The sequence below is a fragment of the Sphingopyxis granuli NBRC 100800 genome (assembly GCF_001591045.1).
Taxonomy (GTDB): Bacteria; Pseudomonadota; Alphaproteobacteria; order Sphingomonadales; family Sphingomonadaceae; genus Sphingopyxis; species Sphingopyxis granuli.
The window spans coordinates 56250-77139 of sequence record NZ_BCUA01000009.1 but is presented as its reverse complement, the minus strand read 5'-3'; the positions used below and the strand labels follow the sequence as shown (position 1 = coordinate 77139).

The window sequence follows — 20890 nt, the reverse complement described above, 5'->3', positions numbered from 1 at the left end:
ATCCGGGGTCGCGATGGCGAACCGGGTCAATCCAATGTCATCATTCTTTATGGTCTATGGGGATTCGGGTTTCGGCGCGCTGCCTCATTCGTTCGTCATGCTGACTCGTTTCAGCATCCATGGCCGGACCTTCCCTTTTGTGCCGCCTTTCATTCGAGCGCAGACCATGGACCCTGAAACAAGTTCAGGGTGACGAATGGGAGAAACTGCACAGAACGCCAAATCCCCACAGACCATAGTCATGGGCTGCACTTTTTCGCCGCCCCGCAAATACTCCATCACGGCCCGTTCCCCGGCGAAAGCCGGGGTCCAGATGGCGCTGCTCCGCGTGGACCCCGGCTTTCGCCGGGGAACAGCTACCTGTCCGAAAGGGATAATTGCCAAACAAGTTCAGGGTGACGAAAGGGAGAAACGGTGTCGAAACCGAATCGCCACGGGCCTTGGAGCGGCGTCAGCGATCGTCCGGTCCGGTGCAGGTGAAATTGCTTGCCGACCGCGTCGACCCCGAGCCGCGATACACCGCCTTCCGCGGATAGGGGCAGAGCGGTCGCTGCATGGCGATCTCGCCCGTATCCTCGGCCGAAAATTTCGTCGCGATGACATGATCGGGCGCCTCGCCGCTGTCGGTCCAGGCAATCAGGGCCGAGAAAATGTCATGCTTCGCATCGTCGGCCGGCGGTCGTGGTGGGATGCCGAGCGTGGCGTTGAAGGCGTCGGGGCCGGTGCCGCCGCCGCAATGCATCATGCCGGGCGCGAGGAACAGGCGCGCGCTGTCCGCGAGATTGCGGCCGCCACCAAGCTGCGCCGCCTGTCGTTCATAGAATGCGATCGACTGGCCCGGCGCGACGAGCGTATCGGCCAGACCGTGATAGATGATCAGCTTGCCGCCGCGCGCGGCGAACGCCTCTAGACTGCCGCGCGTGGCATCGTTCACGATGGGGTCCAGACGCGCATCGACGGCGGGCATGTCGCGATCGAAATCGAACCCCTTCCAGTCCCAGTCGGCGCCGAACACCCATTTGAAAAGCGCGCCGAAAGGCGGCTGGCCGTTGATCGGCGTTTGCAGGAAGGACCAGCCGAAGGTGTCGGGCATTTCGCTTCCCGGGAGCCAGCCGAAATAGCTCGCCTTGCCATCGCGGCCCGTCGGTCCCGAATAAAAGGCGCGCGCGGTGGCCACTTCGCCTGTCGTCAAACAGGCGTCCGACGCCGCGCCCTTGCATTGCAGAACCGCGGGATCGAAGCTGCAACTCAGCGGATCGGAGATGAACCGGTCCCCCGCCAGACCGTGCCCCTGCCGCCAGCAGGTCGCGATCGCCGCCTTGTTGAGCAGCTTCAGCTTGGCGTCGGAGAGCAGGCTGCCGGGCGCGCGATGCGCGGCGGCATAGTCCCAAAGCACCGCGGCATGGCCCCAGGTCCGGTTGATGACGGGCGCGCCGACGAGGATTCCGTCGTAATCGGCCGGATAGTAGAGCGATTCGATCAGGCCCTGCTGGCCGCCGGTCGAGCAGCCGGTGTAATAGGAGCGCCGGGCGTCGCGGCCGTAAAAGGCCCTGGTGATCGCCTTTCCGGTCACGGTCATCACATGCGTCGACAGGCGGCCCCAGTCGCGCCACTTGCGCGGTTGGCCGATCAGGGCATCGCCCTCCAGCGGCGAGGCGGGCGCGGTTCCCGCATCGGTCGTCGCGGTCGCAAATCCGCGCCGCAACCCGTCGACCATCCCCGAATAGCCGCCAGCGAGAACGCCGGCGAAGCCGCCGTTTCCATTGCCGTGAAAGACGCCGGTCCAGTCCTGGGCGGGCAGCCAGATTTCGACGCCGATGTCGGAATCGGGCGCCGAGCGCACGCGCGCGACGACGCGGCAGAAGCTCCGGTAACCGGGCGTCTCGCCCGCAATCGTCGTCTCGGCCGCCTTGGCCGGAACCAGCGCCGCGCTGACGATGCTCGTATCGGGGAGCCGCAGGGCGGCGAGGCCGTTGCAACGCGCGGCGACGGCATCCGGCGCCGGGGTCGGCGCCAGGGCCATCGCATCGCTCGGGACCATCCACCCCATGATGAGGACCGCGGCGGCGGCAAGGCTGTTTTTCCGTTTCATGTCTGTCTCCGCAAAGCTGTCACCTTCACTTCGTTCCCCGCTTCCCCGGCCCTTCACACAGGATTGGCTTCGCGCCGCTCCAGAACGGCGGCGGGAGACGCCCGCCCGATCATCCGGGCGAGCCACAGGAACAGCAGCGCCGCGATCAGGTACATGGGCGCCAGCGCATAAAAGGCCATCTGCAAGGCATGCCCGCCATATTCCGGGCGGAAGAAATCGCTCGCCATGCCGACGAAGGTCGGGCCGAGGCCAAGGCCGATCAGGTTCATCACCAGCAGCAGCAAGGCGCCCGAAATGACCCGCGCATCCGGATCGACCTCTCCCTGCACGAAGGTGACCGTCGCGGGCAGGAAGAAGGAGTTGAGGAACAGCGGCACGCAGAGCAGCGCCAGCGCGACCTCCCAGCGTTCCGCGGTGGCGAAACCCAGGAAGAAAGGCAGGGCGAGCAACAGCGACAGCGCCGGAATGCTGGCATAGGCCGCCTTGTTCCGGACCCCGAAGCGGTCGATGAGGCGGCCGGAGACGAAAATGCCCGCCCCCATGCCGATGCCGACGGCCAGCGCATACCAGATCGCGACCTCCTCCAGCGTCATCCCCTTCTCGCGCATCAGGAACAGGGTGGCGAAATTGCTGAGGCCATAGGTGATGAAATTGGCGGCGCCGCTCGCAAGCGCGGTGACCGCGAGAATCCGGTTGCCGAAGAAGCTGCGGATCGCCTGCCCGAAGCCCTGACCGGGCTCCGCGGCGTCGGCGGAAACGGGCGCCGGGTCGAACTGACCGCGCGCGGGCTCCGGAACGATCAGGTAGACGAGCACCGCCGTGAGCACGCCGACCGCGCCGACAACATAAAACGGCACGCGCCAGTCATAGGCGGCCGCCAGCGAGGCGCCGAAAGCCACCCCCAGCGCGGAGCCGAGCGGCGGACCGAGATTGAAGATGCCCATCGCGGTTCCCCGCTGTTCGCGCGGGAAGCTGTCGGAGATGATGGCATAGGATGGCGGCACGCCGCCGGCCTCCCCCACGCCGACCGCCATGCGGGCGACCACCAGCTGCCCGTAATTCGCCGCCATGCCGCACGCCGCGGTCGCGGCGCTCCACAGGCCGCAGGCGAGCGAGAGGACTTTCACCCGGTTCGTGCGGTCCGCCAGCCAGCCGACCGGGATCGCGATGAAGCAGTAGAAGAGCGCGAAATAGAATCCCGTGATCCGGCCCAGCTGGCTGTCGGTGATCTGCAAGCCGTCCTGGATCGGCTTGGCGAGAATGGAGACGAGCTGGCGGTCGAGGAAATTCAGCACATAGACGAAGCACAGCATGCCGAGCACCAGGCCGCGATGGCCGGGCGCGCGGCTATCCGCGATGCCCGGCCGATCCGGCGATCCGTTCCTGTCCATATGCCTTGCACCTTCCCTGCCCATTGTTTTCCCGATCCGGCCGGCGCGCGCCGGCGGTTCGCGCCCTTACATCGCCTCTCCCGCGTGCGGCGCCATCTTTGCGTCCATGTCGCGCCGCCAGCGCTGCGCCCGGTCGATGTACCAGGGCAGCACCTCCGGGGTGGCGGTCGCGTCGGCATTGATCACCTTCGCCACGGGCCAGCCGCCGAACAGCCTTTTGATCGGCAGTTCCTGCTTCTTGCCCGACAGCGTGCGCGGAATGCCGGGCGCGGCGATCAGCCGGTCGGGCACGAAACGCGGCGACAGGCTGGTGCGAATGGCGGTCGCCACCGCCGCCTCCATCGCCGCATCGACGCTATGTCCCTCGGCCGGAACGACGAACATGATCAGCTGGCTGTCGCCGTCCGGGCCCTCGATGTCGACGATCATCGTGTCGGCGATCTGGGGCAATCGTTCGACCGCCGAATAGATTTCGGCGGTGCCCATGCGCAGGCCGTGCCGGTTGATCGTCGCATCGCTGCGCCCCGAGATCGTGCAGCCGCCGTCGGTGCCGATCGTCAGCCAGTCGCCGTGGCGCCAGATGCCCGGCCATTCGGCGAAATAGGATTCGCGGTAGCGGCTGCCGTCCTCGTCCCCCCAGAAATACAGGGGCATACTCGGGAAAGGGCGCGTGCAGACGAGTTCGCCGACTTCGCCGATCACCGGCTTGCCCCGCTCGTCCCACGCCTCGATCGCGGCGCCGAGGTGGCGGCACTGCAATCGTCCCGGCGTGTCGGGAAGCTCCGGATTGCCGGCCATGAAGGCGGCCGCGATCTCCGTCCCGCCGCTGACGTTGCACCACCAGATATCGGGGCGGCCCAATCCGGCGAATTGCGCCGACCCCCAGCGCTGGACGTCGGGCGGAAGCGGCGAGCCGGTGCTGCCGAGCGCGCGAATGGATTCGAGGCCGCCGATCCGGGCCAGGTCGAGCCCGGCCTTCTGGCAACTCGTGAAAAAGGCCGCGCCGGCCCCGAACCAGGTCACGCCGCTGCGCGCCGCGAACCGCCACAGCCGGGTCCAGTCGGGAGTCCCCTTGGGCCCGCTGGGCGATCCGTCGAACAGGCAGATGGTCGTGCCGCTGAGCAGGCCGCCGACCTGAATGTTCCACATCACCCAGCCGGTGGCGCTGTACCAGTGGAAACGGTCGCCGAAATTATTCGGGACGTAGCTCGGTGCGAGGTCGAAATGGAGCTGGCCCGCACAGGTCGCGAGCAGGACCCCGCCATGTCCGTGCACGATCGGCTTGGGAAGGCCGGTGGTTCCGCTCGAATAGAGAATCCACAGCGGGTGATCGAAGGGCAGCCATTCGGGTTCGAACGCCGCGACCTCGGCATCGTCCCGCGCCACGGCCTGTTCGAAGGCGACGGCGCCCGGCACCTCGTCCTTGCCGAATCCGCTGTCGATGACGAGCAGCACTTCGATGCAGGGCAGTTGACGCCGGATCTCGGCGACGGCGGCGCTGCGGTCCATGGCCTTGCCGCCATAGGCGACGCCGTCCACCGCGATCAGCACCCTGGGCCTCGTCTGGCGGAAGCGGTCGAGTACCGCATTGGCCCCCATGTCGGGCGAGCACAGCGTCCATATCGCCCCCAGGCTGGCGCATGCCAACAGGCCGACCACCGCCGCCGGGATGTTGGGAAGATAGGCGGCCACGCGGTCGCCCCGCCCGACCCCGTGCCGGCGCAGCTCGAGCGCCAGCGACGCCGCCTGCCGCCTGAGGTCCGCCCAGCTGAGGACCGCCCGGTCGCCGCGTTCGTTCTCGGCGACGATCGCGGGCTGGCCGGCGGCGTCGGCGGGGACCGCATGGCGAAACACGTGCCGGGCGTAACTGACCTGCGCCCCGTCGAACCAGCGCGCGCCCGGCATGGCGTCTTCGCCGAGCACGGCCGCGAACGGCGTCGGGGATTCGATCCGATAATAATCCCAGATGCTGCGCCAGAAGCCTTCTAGATCGTCGACCGACCAGCGGCGCAGATCCTCATATTCCGCGAATTCCAGATCGTGCGTGGTCTTGAGCCAGTCCGAATACAGGCGGATCTGCGGAACGGGAGCCGGGGCGTCCGCGCTGTTGCTGGCATGACTCATAACAGACCTTGTTTCATTTCAGGGAAATAGGACGAGGAGCGCTGCACCGGCCCCAGTTCCGCTCGATCAGGCGGGTGAACGACGGGCGGCGACCTCATCGAAGATCGCCGCCCATGACATCAGAAGGCGGTGCGCAGGCTCATCGCCGCATAGCGGCCGATCGCATTATAGGCGCCGCCGATGCCGTCCGTCCCGGGGAAGAAGGGCGGCTTCTTGTCGAACAGATCGTTGATCTGCAGCGCAATCTCCGTTCCCTTGGCGAAACCCGTATCGGGCAGCCGCAGGGACAGGCGCAGGTCCACCGTGGTGTAGCCCTTCGAATGATAGAGGCCCGACCCGGTCGGCGTCGCAAAGGAAGCGGTGACCCCGCTGCGATGATTGACGAAGTTGACGAAAGTGACCGGCCCCGCCGTGACCCCGAGCGTCGTGCGCAGCGTGGTTCGCGGGATGCCCGCCTCGAGCGAATCGCTGACCGCCGAGGTCGGCGACAACCGGGTCCGGTATTTCAGGATATAGTTGCCGGCGACGCCGCCGAAAATCGTGCCGAAACCCGCCGTATGCCGGTAACGCACATCGAAATCGATCCCGTTCGTCTTGCGGATGCCGAAGTTCCCCTGGCGCAAGTCCAATATGTTCTCGATCGTCGGCACCGCCGAGAAGGTGTAGAAGAAGGGAACGGTGTCGGTAATCGCCGCCGCGACCTGCGCGGCGGTCGGGTCGCGGATGACGAGCGACGCAAAGGTCGGGTCGGTGAAGAGCAGCGCGCCGAGGCCCGACGGCGTGCCGATGACGTCATTATATTTGATGTCGTAGAAGGTCGCGCCGGCGCTGAATCCCGGAGCGAAACCGGGCCGGAAATCGACGCCGAGCGAAAAGGTCCGCGCCTTTTCGGGCTTCAGATTCTGGTTGCCGCCGTAAAGCAGCATCGTGTTGACCTGTGCCGCGCCGCGCAGGGGATCGCGGGCGCCGAAAGCATCGACGAGCGCCGCGGCAGCATAATAGGAACCGACAGTCGATCCGAGGTCGCGAAGGCCGGGCGCCCTGAACGAACGACCGTAGCTTCCGCGAAAATTCAACCCGTCCACCGGCTCCCAGGTGATGCCGACCTTCGGATTGGTCGTCGAACCGAAATCGCTGTAATGATCGTAGCGCCCCGAAAGCGACAGCGCGAGGCTGCGGAGCATCGGCGAGGCATTGCCTTCGCCGACGATCGGCACGAACAATTCGCCGTACAGCGACTGGACGCTGCGTTTCAGATCCTCAGGGAATCCGACGCCGCCGCTCGATCCGCGCTGATCATATGTTTCGCGGCGATATTCGGCGCCGAGGGCGACCTTGACCTCGCCGCCCGGCAGATCGGCCAGCGGGCCGTCGACCTTCACGGCACCGATCCGGGTGCGCTGATGGTTGGTGAAGTCGGTCGGATTGTCGAGAATGGCGGCGACGACGGTCGGGCTGGTCCCGCTACCGAACGGATCGAGCGCCGTCGCGGTCGTGGTCCCGGCCGCCGCCGCCGTCAGCGCGGTGGTGTCGATCCCCGGCTGGAAGGTGTCGTTGCGCGACCAGTTGAAGGTCCCGTACAGGCTCGCCTTGAAGTCGCCGGGCAGCTTGACGTCGATCCCGGCCGTCGCATTGCCGGTCCTGACGCGATAGGTCTGGTCGAAATGATCCGCGCCGACCAGATTGTCGGGGCGAAAATCGACGAACTCGAACAGGGCTCCGGTGCCCGGCGGGGCCCGGAAGAAGGGGTTGGTCGCGGTTATCAGAACGAATGTCTGGCCGGGCAGCGCGGCCTGCACCACGTCCTTGCGATCCGAATAGAGCAGATCGCCCCACAATGTGACGCTGGACGACAGATCCTGCCGCGCCGAAACGAACAGGCTGTGCGTGCGGTTCTCCGGAACGAGATCGACCGGTCCGCGCGGGTCGCAGGTGTTGAGGCCCGGCGCCAGGCCGGGCGCGGCATAGATCGGTCCGGTGAACAGGTTGACGTTGGCGTCCGGGCACACCGCCGAACGCGTGTCGATACCGCCGGCCGCCCGGAAGTCGAGCGACCGGTACCGGCGGTCCGCCCCGGTGATGTTGCCATTCTCCGAATATTGATAGGCCGCGACGAACGAGCCGCTGCTCCATTCGTGCCCGAAAAGGACGCCCGCGTTGAGGGCGTGATAATCGTCCGCGAAACCGTAGCGGACGTTGGCCTCGATCCCCGATACGCGCTTGCGGGTGATGAAGTTGACGACGCCCGCGACCGCGTCCGAGCCGTAGATCGCCGATGCGCCGTCGGCGACGATCTCGACACGCTCGATCGCGAGTTCGGGTAAGAAGGGATAGTCGGGATTGGTCTGCTGGGTGCTGCCAGAGATCAGGCGATGCCCGTTCATCAGCGGCAGGGTCGCGGCGGACGGCAGTCCGCGCAGGCCCGGCGCGAAGGAGCCGAGCCCGCCGTTGCTCGTGCGCGGGGCGGTGTTGAAGCTGTTGAGCTGCGGCACGGTCGCCAGCAGTTCGGGGGTGCTCGCCGCGCCGATCAGCTTTGCGTCTTCGCGCGACACGCTGATGAGGCCCGATCCGGTCGGCGGAATGCCGCGGATGCTCGTGCCGGTGACGACGATCTCCGTATCGGCTTGCGCCGCGCTGTCCTGCGCCTGGCCGCTGTCGTCCACGGTCTGGGCGTGGACGGCGGCAGGGACGCCCAGCATGGCCGCCGCGATTGCGGACCCGCACAGCATGTGCGCGCGGCGTCCCGTGAGAATGGTTCTGATCGACATGATGTTCCTCTTCCCTGGCTAGGCTTTTCCTGGCGCCGGGCTCTGCCGGCTTGATGTCGTGCTTATGATTTGCCAGAGCGGTTTGTAAGAGCATTAGCGGACATCGCTGTGTCTTTGGCGGACACGCGCTATTTGGGGGAACGATATGCCTGTCGATGATGGTCCGGGCGCACTCGCGAACGGCAATGGGCGCGCCGGCTTCCCCTCGCTGAATCAACGCATCTTCGCGCCTTTCAAGCTGGCGACCGTGATCGACACGGTGGCGGGCCGCGGCATCGCGCCGGAGACCGTGCTCGACCGCACCGGCCTGACGCTCGCCGAAGTGCGCAATCCCCATACGCTGACGTCGATCGGCCAATATCTGATCGCCTGCCAGAACATCGTGTCCGCCGGCGCCCAGTTCAGCGATGCGTTCGCGATCGGTTCGCGCCTCCACCTGTCGGCCTATGGCATGTACGGCTATGCGCTGATGTGCTCACCGACGATGCGCGACTTCTTCGATTTCGCGGTGCGGTATCAGCCGCTCGCCACCCCCACCGTGCGCCTCGGCTGGCGGATCGAGGGGGAGTTCGCGATCTGGCAGTTTCACGAAATCTATCGCGACGTAATGAGCAGCGACGTGCGCACCTTCCTCGTCCGCCAGCAGATGAAGATGACGTACACGCACATCCACGACACGGCGGGGTCGGACAATCTGCCGGTCCGCGCGCTGTTCGCGCTCGCCGAAGATGCCCATTCGGCGGAGGACGAGCGCGAATTGTCCTGCCCCTGCCTGTACGCACAGGAGGCGAACGAGCTTCACTATCCGATCGGCATCCTCGAGCAGACGCCGGAACTGGGCAATCGCCTCACGAGGACGATGCTCGAGGAAACATGCGACCGGCTGATCGGGCAGTCGCGGATGTCGTCGGGCCTGTCGGGCGAGGTCTATCAACTGCTGCTGCTCACCCCGAACCACTTTCCGTCGATGACGGCGATCGCGGACCAGCTCGGCCTGCAGGAGCGCACGCTTCGCCGCCGCCTCGCGGCCGAGGACACCAGCTATGGCGAGATCGTCGACGACGTGCGCCGCAAGCTGGCCATCGAATATCTGCAGACGACCCGCATGAGCGTCGACGACGTGGCCTGGAAAGTGGGTTTCAGCGACAGCGCGAACCTGCGCCGCGCGATCCGCCGGTGGACCGGCAAGACCATCGGCGAAATCCGTGCGGGGTGATGCGGGGGCGCCGACCGCTGCGATCGGGATGAATTCGGACCGCGCGCAGAACCGGCTGCCCCCAGTCGGTTCCCAGCCCAGAGTGGAATTTCGACCCAAAGGCTTGACCCTGTAGCCGCTACAGGGCGCATAAAGGCGCGAATCGACCAAGGGAGATTTCGTGGACACGATCGATCGGAAGCAGGCGAGGAAGCTGATCGCGGGCGAGCTTGATCGCTATCGCGCCGCGCGCACTGCCGGTGATGGCCGTTCCGCCTGGATCGCGCTCGAACGTGCGCATGTCGTCGCGCAGTCCTTTTTCGCGCTTCACCTCGCTTCGCACTGGCGCATGCTCGGCTACGCGCTCGCGCTAGGCGATGGACGCGAGGCCGCCGGGCAGTTGTTCCGTCTCGCGCTCGTGCCGCTCGGCTCGCTCACGGGGCGCCTGCCGGTCGGCAATACGGGCCGGGCCCGGATCAGCGCCTTCAAGCCGATGCCGATCCCATCCGACCTCGAAGCGCTGATTTCGCAGCGCGACAAAATGGCTTCGGGCCGATAAGGGAAGCAGTCATGCCGGGTGCGATGATGCGACTGCTGATGATCATCGGGGTGCTGCTTTGCAGCATGCATCTGGCCGAACCCGCGTCGGCGCATGCCACGGCCGATGATGCCGCCTTCCATCTCTCGGTCGATGACGGCGACCGGGACAGTCAGGAGCCGGCGTCGAAGCTGGTGCATGGCGGCCACCATCATTGTCCCGTCGCGCCCGACTTGCGGTCTGCATCCGATATCCCATGGACATTCGCGCGCGCGCCGCTGTTCGCGGCCGGCGTCACGCAGCTTCCCTCACGCACCCTGCCTCCCCTTCTCGATCCACCTCTCGCGATCTGAGCGCGCTCGCCGCGTCGTGCGGCGATCCCCGGATCAATTGAGGATGGATCTTATGTTCAGGTTCGTTGCTGCCCTGGTGGCAGCCACATCGTGCGTCGCAATCGCGCATGCACAGCAGGCCGGCGTCGTGAGCCGGCCAATATCGGAGCCGTTGCTGACGCTCGACGATGCCATCGCGCTTGCGACCGGCAGCGCTCCGGCAGCGGAAGCCGCGACGGCGGAGGTCGATTCGGCCGAGGCCGGACGCCGGGTTGCAGGCCTCAGGCCCAATCCCGCGCTGCTGGTCGAGGTCGAGAATTTCGTCGGCACGGGCCCCTATAGCGGGGTCAACGGCGCCGACGTCACCGCCAGTCTCGCCATTCCGCTCGAACTCGGCGGCAAGCGACGAGCACGGATCGCAGTGGCCGATGCCGAGGCACGCCGCGCGATCCTCGCCCGGACGATCGTACAGGCCGATATCAGGCTGCAGGTCACCGAACTCTATATTCAGGCCACGGCAGCCAGGATCCGGTTCGCGATCGCCGAGGACCAGTTCCGGATCGCCAGCGATACGGCGCGTGCCGCGACCGTTCGCGTGCAAGCGGGTCGCGCCTCGCCGCTCGAACAGGAACGCGCCGAAGTCGCGCGCCTCAACGCCGAAGTCGATGTCGACAGGACACGGCGTCTCGCGGACGCTGCGCGCGCCAATCTCGCGCGGCGGGTCGGACGTCCGATCACCGGGCCACTCGACGTCAGCATTCTCGGCGGGCCGACAAGCGGAACGGTGGGTCCGCCGCGCCCCGCTTCCTCGGCGGGCACGCTCGCGCTCGCCGCGGCCGAAGCCGAACTCGCGACAGCAGACGCGGGCGTGCAACTCGCAAGATCGCAGCGCGCGCCTGACCTGGCCGTCGGGCCGGGGGTCCGCCGGATCGAGGCGACCAACGACGTCGCGGCGGTCTTCAGCATCTCGATGCCGCTGCCGCTGTTCAACCATGGACGCGCCGCGGTCGACCAGGCCAGCGCCAGACGGCGCCGTGCCGATGCGCAGCGCCGCATGACCGCGCTCGACGTCGAGCAGCAGATCGGCGACGCCGAGGTCGAAGTGCACAATGCGGCGGCCGCAGCGCGGGTTGCCAGCGGCCCGGCGCTCTCGGCGGCGATCGAGGCCGCGCGGATAGCACGCATCGGATACCGCGAGGGCAAGTTCGGACAGCTCGAATTGCTCGATGCCGAACGGACGCTGATCGAAACGAGATCGGCTTCGATCGAAGCGCTCGCCTCCTATCAACTCGCCAGGGCCCGGTTGGAGCGCCTCACCGCTCCCGCGCCCATCGAAGGGAATTGAACCCATGAATATCACCATCAACCGAAAGCTGCTCTCCGCCGCGCTGGTGCCACTCTTGCTCACAGCGTGCAGCGGCAGCGAGAACGCCAAGCCCGCCGACGAACATGGCGAGACAGAAGGCGGCCACGCCGAGGAAGGCCATATCGCGCTCACCGCAGAGCAGATCCGGATCGCAGGCATTACGCTCGGCCGGCCGGCCGTCGGCAGCTCAGGCGAGCTCCAGCTTCCCGCGACGATCGAAGGCGATCCGCAGGGAACGCAGGCGGTGTCGGCGGCAATCGGCGGTCGCGTCGTCGCGCTCAATCGCAATCTCGGCCAGAGCGTCGGCCGCGGGCAGACGCTCGCGATCATCGAGAGCCGCGAGGCGGCACAGCTTCAGGGCGAGGTGCAGGCGGCGCGCGCGCGACTTGCGCTCGCCGACTCCAACCTCGCGCGCGAGGAGCGGCTGTTCGCGCAGCGCGTCTCGCCCGAGCAGGATGTCATCGCGGCGCGGACGGCGGCAACCGAAGCGCGCATCGCCTATCGGCTCGCGCAGCAACAGGTGGCGGCGGCCGGCGGCGGCGGCGGCCAGCTCAATCGCATTGCGATTGCGGCGCCGGTTTCGGGACAGATCATTTCGCGCAGCGTCGTGCTCGGCCAGACGGTCGCGGCGGACGCCGAACTCTACCGCATCGCCGATCTGTCGAGCGTGTCGCTCGCGCTGAACCTGCAACCCGCCGACGCCGGACGCATTCAGCCCGGCGCCGTCGTCACAGTCAGCGCGCCGGGACGGCGGGCGACGGGCAAGATCGGCTTCGTCTCGCCCGCGCTCGATCCGGCGACGCGCCTCGTGCCCGCCATCGCGATCCTCGACAACCGGGCCGGGCAATGGCGTGTCGGCGAAGCGGTCACCGCTTCGATCGCGCTCGCGGGCGATGGCGGCGATACGTCGATCAGCGTTCCCTCCACCGCGATCCAGACAGTCGATGGCAGGAGCGTCGTGTTCGTCCGCACCAAGGAAGGATTCAGGGCGGTCCCGATCGTTCCCGGCGACCGTGCCGGCCCGAATGTCATCGTGCGATCCGGCCTCAGGGGCAGCGAAGAGATCGCAATCACCAACAGCTTCGCGCTCAAGGCCGAGATCGGCAAGGGCGAAGCAGGGCATGAGGACTGAGCCATGATCGCCCGCACCGTCACCTGGGCGGTCGACAAGCGCTGGCTTGTCGTCCTGCTCACCGCCATTTCCGCCATTATCGGCGCCTTTGCGCTCTCGCGCCTGCCGATCGACGCGGTTCCCGACATCACCAACAATCAGATCCAGATCAATGTCCGCGCGCCGGCGCTCTCGCCCGAACTGATCGAGAAGCAAGTCGCTTTCCCGATCGAGACCGCGCTCGCGGGGATTCCCGGCCTCGAATATACCCGCTCGCTGAGCCGCAACGGATTTGCGCAGGTAACGGCCGTCTTTACCGACAGGACCGATATCTATTTCGCGCGGCAACAGGTCGGCGAACGGTTGAACGAAGCCGCCGAGACGATGCCGGACGGCGTCCGCCCCGAAATGGGGCCGATCGCGACCGGGCTCGGCGAGGTCTATATGTGGACGGTACGGCTTGCGCATCGCAAGGACGACGTTCACAAACCCGGCGAACCCGGCCTTCAGCCCGACGGCAGTTACATGACGCCCGAAGGCGAGCGGCTCGTCACCGAAGCCGACAAGGCGACCTATCTGCGCACCGCGCAGGACTGGATCGTCACCCCGCTTCTGCGCACCGTTCCCGGGGTTGCCGGGATCGATGCAATCGGCGGTTATTCGAAGCAATATATGGTCGTCCCCGACGTGCAGCGGCTCGCCGCGCTCGGCCTCGGTCTCGCCGACCTCGCCGAAGCGCTCGAGCGCAACAATACCGCCGTCGGCGGCGGCGTGGTCGAGCGCAACGGCGAAGGGCTTGCGGTCCGCTCCGATGCCCTCATCCGCGACGCCGCCGAGCTTTCACGCACCGTCGTCGCGACGCGGGCGGGGGTTCCGATCACGCTCGATCAGGTTGCGAGCGTCCGCACCGGGCAGGCCGTCCGGATGGGCTCGGCGTCCGAAGCGGGCACGGAGGTCGTCGTCGGCACCGCGATCATGCGGATCGGCGAGAACAGCCGCACGGTCGCGACGGCGGTCGCCGACCGGCTCGCGGGCATCAACGCCTCGCTCCCACCCGATGTCATCGTCGAGCCGGTGCTCGACCGCACCAAGCTCGTCAATGCGACGATCTGGACGGTCGGCAAGAACCTGACCGAAGGCGCGCTGCTCGTCATCGTCGTCCTGTTCCTGCTGCTCGGCAATTTCCGGGCGGCGCTGATCGCCGCGCTCGTCATTCCGGTGACGATGCTGCTGACCAGCTTCGGCATGCTGCAGGCGGGCGTTTCGGCGAACCTGATGAGCCTCGGCGCGCTCGACTTCGGCCTGATCGTCGACGGTGCGGTGATCATCGTCGAAAATGCGCTGCGGCGCATGGCCGACCTCCAGCACCGGCACGGCCGCATCCTGACGATCGAGGAGCGGCTGGCGACCGTTGCCGCGGCAGCGCGAGAGATGGTGCGGCCATCGGTCTATGGCCAGGCCATCATCATCCTCGTCTACGTGCCGCTGCTGACGCTGAGCGGGGTCGAGGGCAAGACCTTCATCCCGATGGCGCTGACCGTCATCATCGCGCTCGGCTTCGCCTTCATCCTCTCGCTCACCTTCGTGCCCGCCGCGATCGCGATCTGGCTTTCGAAGCGGGTCGAGGAGAAGGAGGGGCGGATCATGACCTGGCTCAAGCAGCGGTACGAACCCGGCCTCGACCGGGCGATGGCCAGGCCGAAGCTGACCATCGGCGCCGGAATCGGCGGGTTCGTTGTCGCGATCATCGCTTTCCTCTCGCTCGGGCAGGTGTTCCTGCCGCAGCTCGACGAAGGCGATCTGATGATCCAGGCCTTCCGCGTTCCCTCGACCTCGGTCGAGCAGAGCCAGGCGATGCAGCTGCCGATCGAGCGCATGCTGTCGAAACAGCCCGAGGTCGCGATCGTGTTTTCGAAGACCGGCACCGCAGACCTCGCGTCCGATCCGATGCCGCCCAACGCCACCGACAATTTCGTCATCCTGAAACCGCGGAAGGAATGGCCCGACCCAAACCTCGCCAAGGCCGATCTCGTCGAGCGGCTGGAGAAGGAACTGAACAAGTTTCCGGGCAATGCCTACGAAATCACGCAACCGATCCAGATGCGCTTCAACGAACTCATCGCCGGGGTGCGCGGCGACGTGGCGGTCAAGATATTCGGCGACGATTTCGACGCAATGAATGCGACCGCGCGGGAAATCGCCGCGATCCTGCGCACCACGGAAGGAGCCACCGATGTTCGCGTCGAGGAAACCGAGGGTCTTTCGATGCTTGACATCCGCGCCAACCGCGACGCGATGGCGCGGCTTGGCGTCACCGCGCAGGACGTGCACGATGTCGTGACCGCGACGATCGGCGGACGTCAGGCCGGCACGATCTTCGAGGGCGACCGCCGCTTCCCGGTCGTCGTGCGCCTCTCGGATACGCAGCGTTCGGACTTGTCGGTGCTTGAACAGATACAGGTTCCGGTCGCTGGCGGCGCCTTCGTCCCGCTCGCCAGCGTCGCCGATATCACTATCGTCGACGGGCCGAACCAGATCAGCCGCGAAAACGGCAAGCGCCGCGTCGTGGTGCAGGCCAATGTCCGCGGGCGCGCGATCTCGGACGTCGTGGCCGATGCAAAAGCGGCGATTGCCAAGGATGTTCGCCTGCCGGCCGGCAGCTATCTCGAATGGGGTGGTCAGTTCGAGAATCTGGCCTCTGCGCGTGACCGGCTCCAACTCGTCATTCCGGCGTGCTTCGTGCTGATCCTGTTGCTGCTCTATGGCGCGCTTCGTTCGCCGCGCGACGCGGCGATCGTGTTCACGGGGGTTCCGCTGGCGCTGATCGGCGGCGTGCTGGCGCTGTTCCTGCGCGGGATGGACTTCTCGATTTCGGCAGCCGTCGGTTTCATCGCGCTGTCCGGGATCGCCGTCCTCAATGGTCTCGTGATGGTGTCCTCGATCCAGGATCTGATGCGCAGCGGCGTCGCGCGCGCCGAAGCCGCGCGCCTGGGGGCGCTGCAACGCCTGCGGCCGGTCGTGATGACCGCACTCGTCGCCAGCCTCGGTTTCGTGCCGATGGCGCTTGCGACGGGCGCGGGCGCCGAAGTCCAGAAGCCACTGGCGACGGTGGTGATCGGCGGGTTGATCTCGGCGACCCTGCTCACCCTTTTCGTGCTTCCGACCCTCTATGCGCGTTATGGGGGAGAGCGGGCGAAGTCAGAGGAAAGGATCGAAGATGGCGCATTCGCATAGCCATGACGAGGGCGATCACGCCGGGCACGATCATACGGCCGGGGCCAACGCCCGCAGCCTGACGATCGCGCTGGCGCTGACCGGCACCTTCCTGATCGCGGAACTGGTGGGGGCGTGGCTGTTCAACAGCCTCGCCCTCCTGTCCGATGCCGCACATATGTTCACTGATGCGGCAGCGCTCGCGATCGCGCTTGCGGCGATCCGTATCGGGCGGCGGCCCGCCGACGACAGGCGCACCTATGGCTACCGCCGTTTTGAAATCCTTGCCGCGGCGTTCAACGCGCTGCTCCTCTTCGCGGTCGCCGCCTATGTCCTCTATGAAGGGATCAGGAGGTTCGTCGAACCGCAGGAGGTGCAGTCGCTCGGCATGCTCGCGGTCGCCGTGGCCGGGCTCGTCATCAACCTCATCGCGATGCGCGTGCTCGCAGGCGGGAAGGACGAAAGCCTCAACGTCAAGGGCGCCTATCTGGAGGTGTGGGCGGACATGCTCGGCTCGCTCGGCGTGATCGCCGCCGCGGCGCTGATCTATTTTACCGGCTGGAGCTGGGTCGACCCGATCGTCGCGATCGCGATCGGCCTGTGGGTGCTGCCGCGGACCTGGATATTGCTGCGCGACACGACGAACATCCTGCTGCAAGGCGTGCCGCGCGGCGTCGATCTTGGATCGGTTCGGGCGAGCATGGCCAAGGTCGCCGGGGTCATGGAGGTGCACGACCTCCATCTCTGGTCGATTGCGGGAAGCGACATGAGCCTGACGGCGCATGCTGTCTTCCAGCCCGGCAGTGATCCCGAAACCGTGCGGCGAGCGATATCCGAGATGCTCCATGACGAGTTCGGTATTTCGCATGCAACCATCCAGATGGAATCCGATGCCGGGCAGTGCCTGGAACCCGTGCATCCTTAATGAAAACAGACGCCGTTATGCGGACGATACCGTAACGCGCGCGCTGCCTCGAGCTTTGGCTTGCTCCGCCCACGGCGCGAAACCGCTTGCATGCCGTCAAGCAGGCACCTAATGGCTGCTATTGATAATCCTTTTCAATATCGCGAATAGAGCGTTCCGTGCAGCGATCGACCGTCCGGACCTGGTTTCTCATCCATAAGTGGACGAGCATCGTCTGCACGGCTTTTCTGCTGATGCTGTGCACGACCGGCCTGCCGCTGATCTTCCACGACGAAATCGACGCGCTGACCGAAGGCCCCCCGGCCTATGGCATGCCCGGCGTCGGCTCGTCGCGCGAAGCGCCGGGCCTCAGGCCGCTCGACGAAATGCTGGCGAAGGCGCTTGCCGCCCGGCCGGGCGAAGTCCCGGTCTTCATGGCGTTCGACAACGATCAGCCGTCGCTGACGATCACCACCGCGCCGCGCCCCGACTCCCCTGCCCAGGATATGACAATCCAGCTCTTCGATCGATCGACCGGCGAGCGGACGGGCGCGGTCGACGAGGACGGGGTGATGCACTTCCTGCTCCAACTCCATACCGACATGTTCCTCGGTCTGCCCGGCATGCTGTTCCTCGGATTCATGGGGCTGCTGTTCGTGGTCGCGATCGTCTCCGGCGTCGTGCTCTATGCGCCCTTCATGAAGAAGCTCGACTTCGGGACGCTACGCACGTCGCGCAGCGCCCGCGTCAAATGGCTCGACTATCACAACCTCCTCGGCATCGTCGCGCTCGCGTGGATGAGTGTCGTCGGCGCAACCGGGGTGATCAACGCGCTCGCGACCCCGATCTTCCAATATTGGCAGACAACCGAGCTCGCCGAGATGACGAAGGCCTATGCCGGCAAGGGCGCGGTGCCGCCATCGCGTTACGGCTCGATCGACAAGGCAATGGCCGCGGCGCGCAAGGCGATCCCCGGCAACAATCCGCAGTTCATCGCCTTCCCCGGCGGCAATTTCAGCAGTCGGCATCATTATGCCGTCTTCTTCCAGGGCGACACGCCGCTGACCGAGCGCCTGCTCACCTCGGCGCTGATCGACGCCGAGACCGGGGAGTTCACCGACGCACGGCCGATGCCCTGGTACACCAAGGCGCTCGCGCTGTCGCAGCCGCTCCATTTTGGCGATTATGGCGGGCTGCCGCTCAAGATCCTGTGGGCGATCCTCACCCTCTTCACGATGATCGTCCTCGGTTCGGGCCTCTATCTCTGGCTCGGAAAACGCCGCAGCGGCACCGACGCGCTCGTTCGCGAGGTCGAGAGCGGCGGCACGCTGGTGCCTGCCGAATGAGGAAGAAACATGGCCTCGCCGCGATCTTCGCAGCACCGCTTCTCGTTGCGCTCGTCAGCATCGCGGGCCTCGTCGTCGCGCTGACCGGCGACGGGCTTCGCGACGCCGCTTCTTGGGCCGCACTCGCCATACCCGTTTTCGCCGTCGGCTGGGCCATGACGTTCCGCCGCACCTGACATCCGACCCGCGGCGTGAAGCCGCATCAAAAAAGGGGAATAACATGTCCAGTCTCTCGCTTCGCGGCATGATCGGCCTGACCGCCGGGGCATCGATGCTCGCGATCGCGGCGCCTGCCATCGCGCAGAACGCGGCCGGCAGCGACGACATCGTCGTCACCGCGCAGCGCAACAACCAGACGAAGGTTACCGCCGGCGGCAATGTCGGCGTGTTCGGCACCAAGGCCGCCGAGGATATTCCGTTCAACATCCGCAGCTACAACGAGGCGCTGATTCTCAACCAGCAGCCAGACTCGCTGGGCGAAGTGCTGGAAAACGACCCGACGATCCGCACCGCACTGGGCTTCGGCATCGCCGGCGAGGTCTTCGTCATCCGCGGCTTCGACCTGTCGTCGGACGACGTCGGCTTCGATGGCCTCTACGGCATCACGCCGCGCCAGCTCGTCGCGCCCGAACTGTTCTCGTCGGTCGAGGTCATCAACGGCGCGAGCGCCTTCCTGAACGGCGCCGCGCCGGGCGGCAGCGGAACCGGCGGCAGCGTCAACCTGATCGCGAAAAAGGCCGAACGCGACATGGCGCGCGCGACGCTCGGCTATACTTCCGACGCGCACCTGTCGGGCGCGGTCGACGTGGCGCGCCGTTTCGGCGCGGGCGACGAATGGGGTTTTCGCATCAACGCCTCGGCGCGCCGCGGCGACATCGCGGTCAACGATGAGTTTCATTCGAGCTATGTCCTGGGCGCGACGCTCGATTACGACAGCGGCCCGCTGCGCGCCGCCTTGAATCTCAACTATCAGCGGCTGAACCAGACATATTGGCGCGGGCAGGTCAGCATCGGCGCGGCCATCCCGCGCGTGCCCGATGCCGACACCAATTATTCGCAGCCGTGGAGCCAGATCCTGACCAAGGACTTCTTCGGCACCTTCAGCCTCGAATACGACCTGTCCGACGCGGCGATGCTCTATGCCAAGGTCGGCGCACGCGACGGCCGCGAGGACCAGACCACCGCCGGCATCACCGTCACCGATCCGGTGACCGGCGCCGCCACCGGCAGCGGCTCCTATGTGCCGCGGGAGGACAATAATGAAGCGGCCACCGCGGGAATCCGGATCAAGCTGGCCGGCGGCGGCGTCAGTCACGAAATCAACGCCGGCGTCGCGGTGAACTGGCAGGTCAACCGCAACGCCTATGATTTCGACCTCGTCGGCTATGCCACCAACCTTTACGATCCCGTCGTCGCGCCGCGACCGGCGCCCAACCAGTTCGTCGGCGGCGATCTCGACAATGTGTTTCCGATCGCCCGCAGCCGCCTGTCGAGCGTCTTCGTCTCGAACACGCTCGGCCTCTGGGACGACCGCATCCTGATCACCGGCGGCCTGCGCCTGCAGGAGATCAAGACGAAGGGCTATGCGTATAACGACAGCACCATCTTCGATCCGGTATCTTTCAATGCAGGCGACCAAACCAGCGGCTACAAGGAATCGGCCGTAACCCCGGTCCTCGGCCTCGTCGTCAAGCCGGTGTCCGGCGTATCCCTCTACGCCAACCGGATCGAGGGGCTGGTGGCAGGTTCGAGCGCGCCGCCGACCTATGACGACGATGGCCTGCCAGGCACGGCCCCCCTGCCCGTCGTCAACGGCGGCGCGGCGCTGCCGCCGGTCAGGTCGAAACAATATGAGGTCGGCGGCAAGCTGAACTTCGGCCGCTTCAATGCCGGTCTCGCGCTGTTCCAGATCGACAAGCCCAACAGCTTCGTCGATCCCGCCACGCTGATCTATGGCAATTACGGCACCCAGCGGAACCGCGGCATCGAGATCACGCTCGACGGCGAGCCGGTCGACGGTCTGCGGATCATCTCGGGACTGACCTTCAACGACGCCAAGCTGCGCCGGACCGAGGGTGGGCTGAACGAGGGCAATGACGCGGTCGGCGTGCCGGACGTGCTGGCGAATGCCAACGTCGAATGGGATTTGCCCTTCCTGCCCGCGCTGACGCTGGTCGGCCGCGTCGTTTATACCGGCAAACAGGCGGCCGATGCGGCCAACACGCTCGAACTGAACGACTGGACCCGCTTCGACCTCGGCGCGCGTTATGTCGCGCTGGTCGGCGACACCCCGCTGACCTTGCGCTTCAACGTCGATAATGTCGCGAACAAGCGCTACTGGGCTTCTGCCTACAACGCCTTCAGCGCCTTCGGCTCGCGGCTGCTGCAGGGTGGCCCGCGCACCTTCAAGGCGTCGGCCTCGATCGAATTCTAGGAAGCATCCGTCCGCCCGGGCGCCGTAGGGCATGCAAGTGAAGAGCCGGGCTGGCGGAGCCTTTCGTTCGCCAGGC

General features: G+C 66.4%; 15 protein-coding genes. 11 read left to right on the top strand and 4 right to left on the bottom strand.

Annotated elements, in window-relative coordinates; genetic code table 11:
• Positions 1 to 193 (top strand): hypothetical protein (locus SGR02S_RS20380; protein ID WP_218000103.1); only part of this gene is annotated, 193 nt, incomplete at its 5' end.
• Between the two features lie 258 nt (positions 194 to 451).
• Here SGR02S_RS20380 and SGR02S_RS04075 read toward each other — a convergent pair.
• The 4 genes from SGR02S_RS04075 to SGR02S_RS04060 all read right to left on the bottom strand — a co-directional run bounded on the left by SGR02S_RS04075 (position 452) and on the right by SGR02S_RS04060 (position 8375).
• Entirely contained in the window at positions 452 to 2092 is a 1641-nt protein-coding gene (locus tag SGR02S_RS04075) for a tannase/feruloyl esterase family alpha/beta hydrolase (RefSeq protein ID WP_067105927.1), read from the bottom strand.
• Positions 2093 to 2145: 53 nt separating this feature from the next.
• Complete coding sequence (locus tag SGR02S_RS04070) at positions 2146 to 3483, bottom strand: spinster family MFS transporter (protein ID WP_067105925.1); 1338 nt, start codon at positions 3481 to 3483, stop codon at positions 2146 to 2148.
• A 66-nt stretch (positions 3484 to 3549) separates the two neighbouring features.
• Positions 3550 to 5607, bottom strand: coding sequence for an acetoacetate--CoA ligase (locus SGR02S_RS04065; protein WP_067105923.1), 2058 nt, complete (start codon positions 5605 to 5607; stop codon positions 3550 to 3552).
• Positions 5608 to 5726: 119 nt separating this feature from the next.
• Positions 5727 to 8375 (bottom strand): TonB-dependent receptor plug domain-containing protein, encoded by a 2649-nt coding sequence (locus SGR02S_RS04060; RefSeq protein ID WP_067105921.1) that lies wholly within the window; start codon positions 8373 to 8375, stop codon positions 5727 to 5729.
• 145 nt (positions 8376 to 8520) lie between these two features.
• Between SGR02S_RS04060 and SGR02S_RS04055 the strand changes: the two genes are divergently transcribed.
• From SGR02S_RS04055 to SGR02S_RS04010, 10 genes are all read left to right on the top strand, one after another.
• Positions 8521 to 9591: an AraC family transcriptional regulator gene (locus tag SGR02S_RS04055; RefSeq protein WP_067105919.1), complete on the top strand. Its 1071-nt coding sequence runs from the start codon at positions 8521 to 8523 to the stop codon at positions 9589 to 9591.
• 160 nt (positions 9592 to 9751) lie between these two features.
• Positions 9752 to 10129, top strand: a complete 378-nt coding sequence (locus tag SGR02S_RS04050; protein ID WP_234002600.1) for a DUF3703 domain-containing protein — start codon at positions 9752 to 9754, stop codon at positions 10127 to 10129.
• Between the two features lie 11 nt (positions 10130 to 10140).
• The gene (locus SGR02S_RS04045) at positions 10141 to 10461 is read left to right on the top strand and encodes a hypothetical protein (protein ID WP_067105917.1); all 321 of its coding nucleotides are present in this window, start codon (positions 10141 to 10143) and stop codon (positions 10459 to 10461) included.
• Positions 10462 to 10513: 52 nt separating this feature from the next.
• Positions 10514 to 11785: a TolC family protein gene (locus SGR02S_RS04040; protein WP_067105915.1), complete on the top strand. Its 1272-nt coding sequence runs from the start codon at positions 10514 to 10516 to the stop codon at positions 11783 to 11785.
• A 4-nt stretch (positions 11786 to 11789) separates the two neighbouring features.
• A complete protein-coding gene (locus tag SGR02S_RS04035) occupies positions 11790 to 12938 on the top strand; it encodes an efflux RND transporter periplasmic adaptor subunit (protein ID WP_067105913.1) in 1149 nt (382 codons plus the stop codon).
• Positions 12939 to 12941: 3 nt separating this feature from the next.
• Positions 12942 to 16151, top strand: a complete 3210-nt coding sequence (locus tag SGR02S_RS04030; protein WP_067105912.1) for an efflux RND transporter permease subunit — start codon at positions 12942 to 12944, stop codon at positions 16149 to 16151.
• Positions 16135 to 17055 (top strand): cation diffusion facilitator family transporter, encoded by a 921-nt coding sequence (locus tag SGR02S_RS04025; protein WP_067105910.1) that lies wholly within the window; start codon positions 16135 to 16137, stop codon positions 17053 to 17055. The genes SGR02S_RS04030 and SGR02S_RS04025 overlap by 17 nt, the downstream gene beginning before the upstream one ends.
• 158 nt (positions 17056 to 17213) lie before the next feature.
• Positions 17214 to 18380, top strand: a complete 1167-nt coding sequence (locus SGR02S_RS04020) for a PepSY-associated TM helix domain-containing protein (protein WP_067105909.1) — start codon at positions 17214 to 17216, stop codon at positions 18378 to 18380.
• Positions 18377 to 18556 (top strand): hypothetical protein, encoded by a 180-nt coding sequence (locus tag SGR02S_RS04015; protein ID WP_067105907.1) that lies wholly within the window; start codon positions 18377 to 18379, stop codon positions 18554 to 18556. Before SGR02S_RS04020 ends, SGR02S_RS04015 begins: the two co-directional genes overlap by 4 nt.
• A 44-nt stretch (positions 18557 to 18600) precedes the next feature.
• The gene (locus tag SGR02S_RS04010) at positions 18601 to 20814 is read left to right on the top strand and encodes a TonB-dependent receptor (RefSeq protein ID WP_067105905.1); all 2214 of its coding nucleotides are present in this window, start codon (positions 18601 to 18603) and stop codon (positions 20812 to 20814) included.
• Positions 20815 to 20890: the final 76 nt, after the last annotated feature.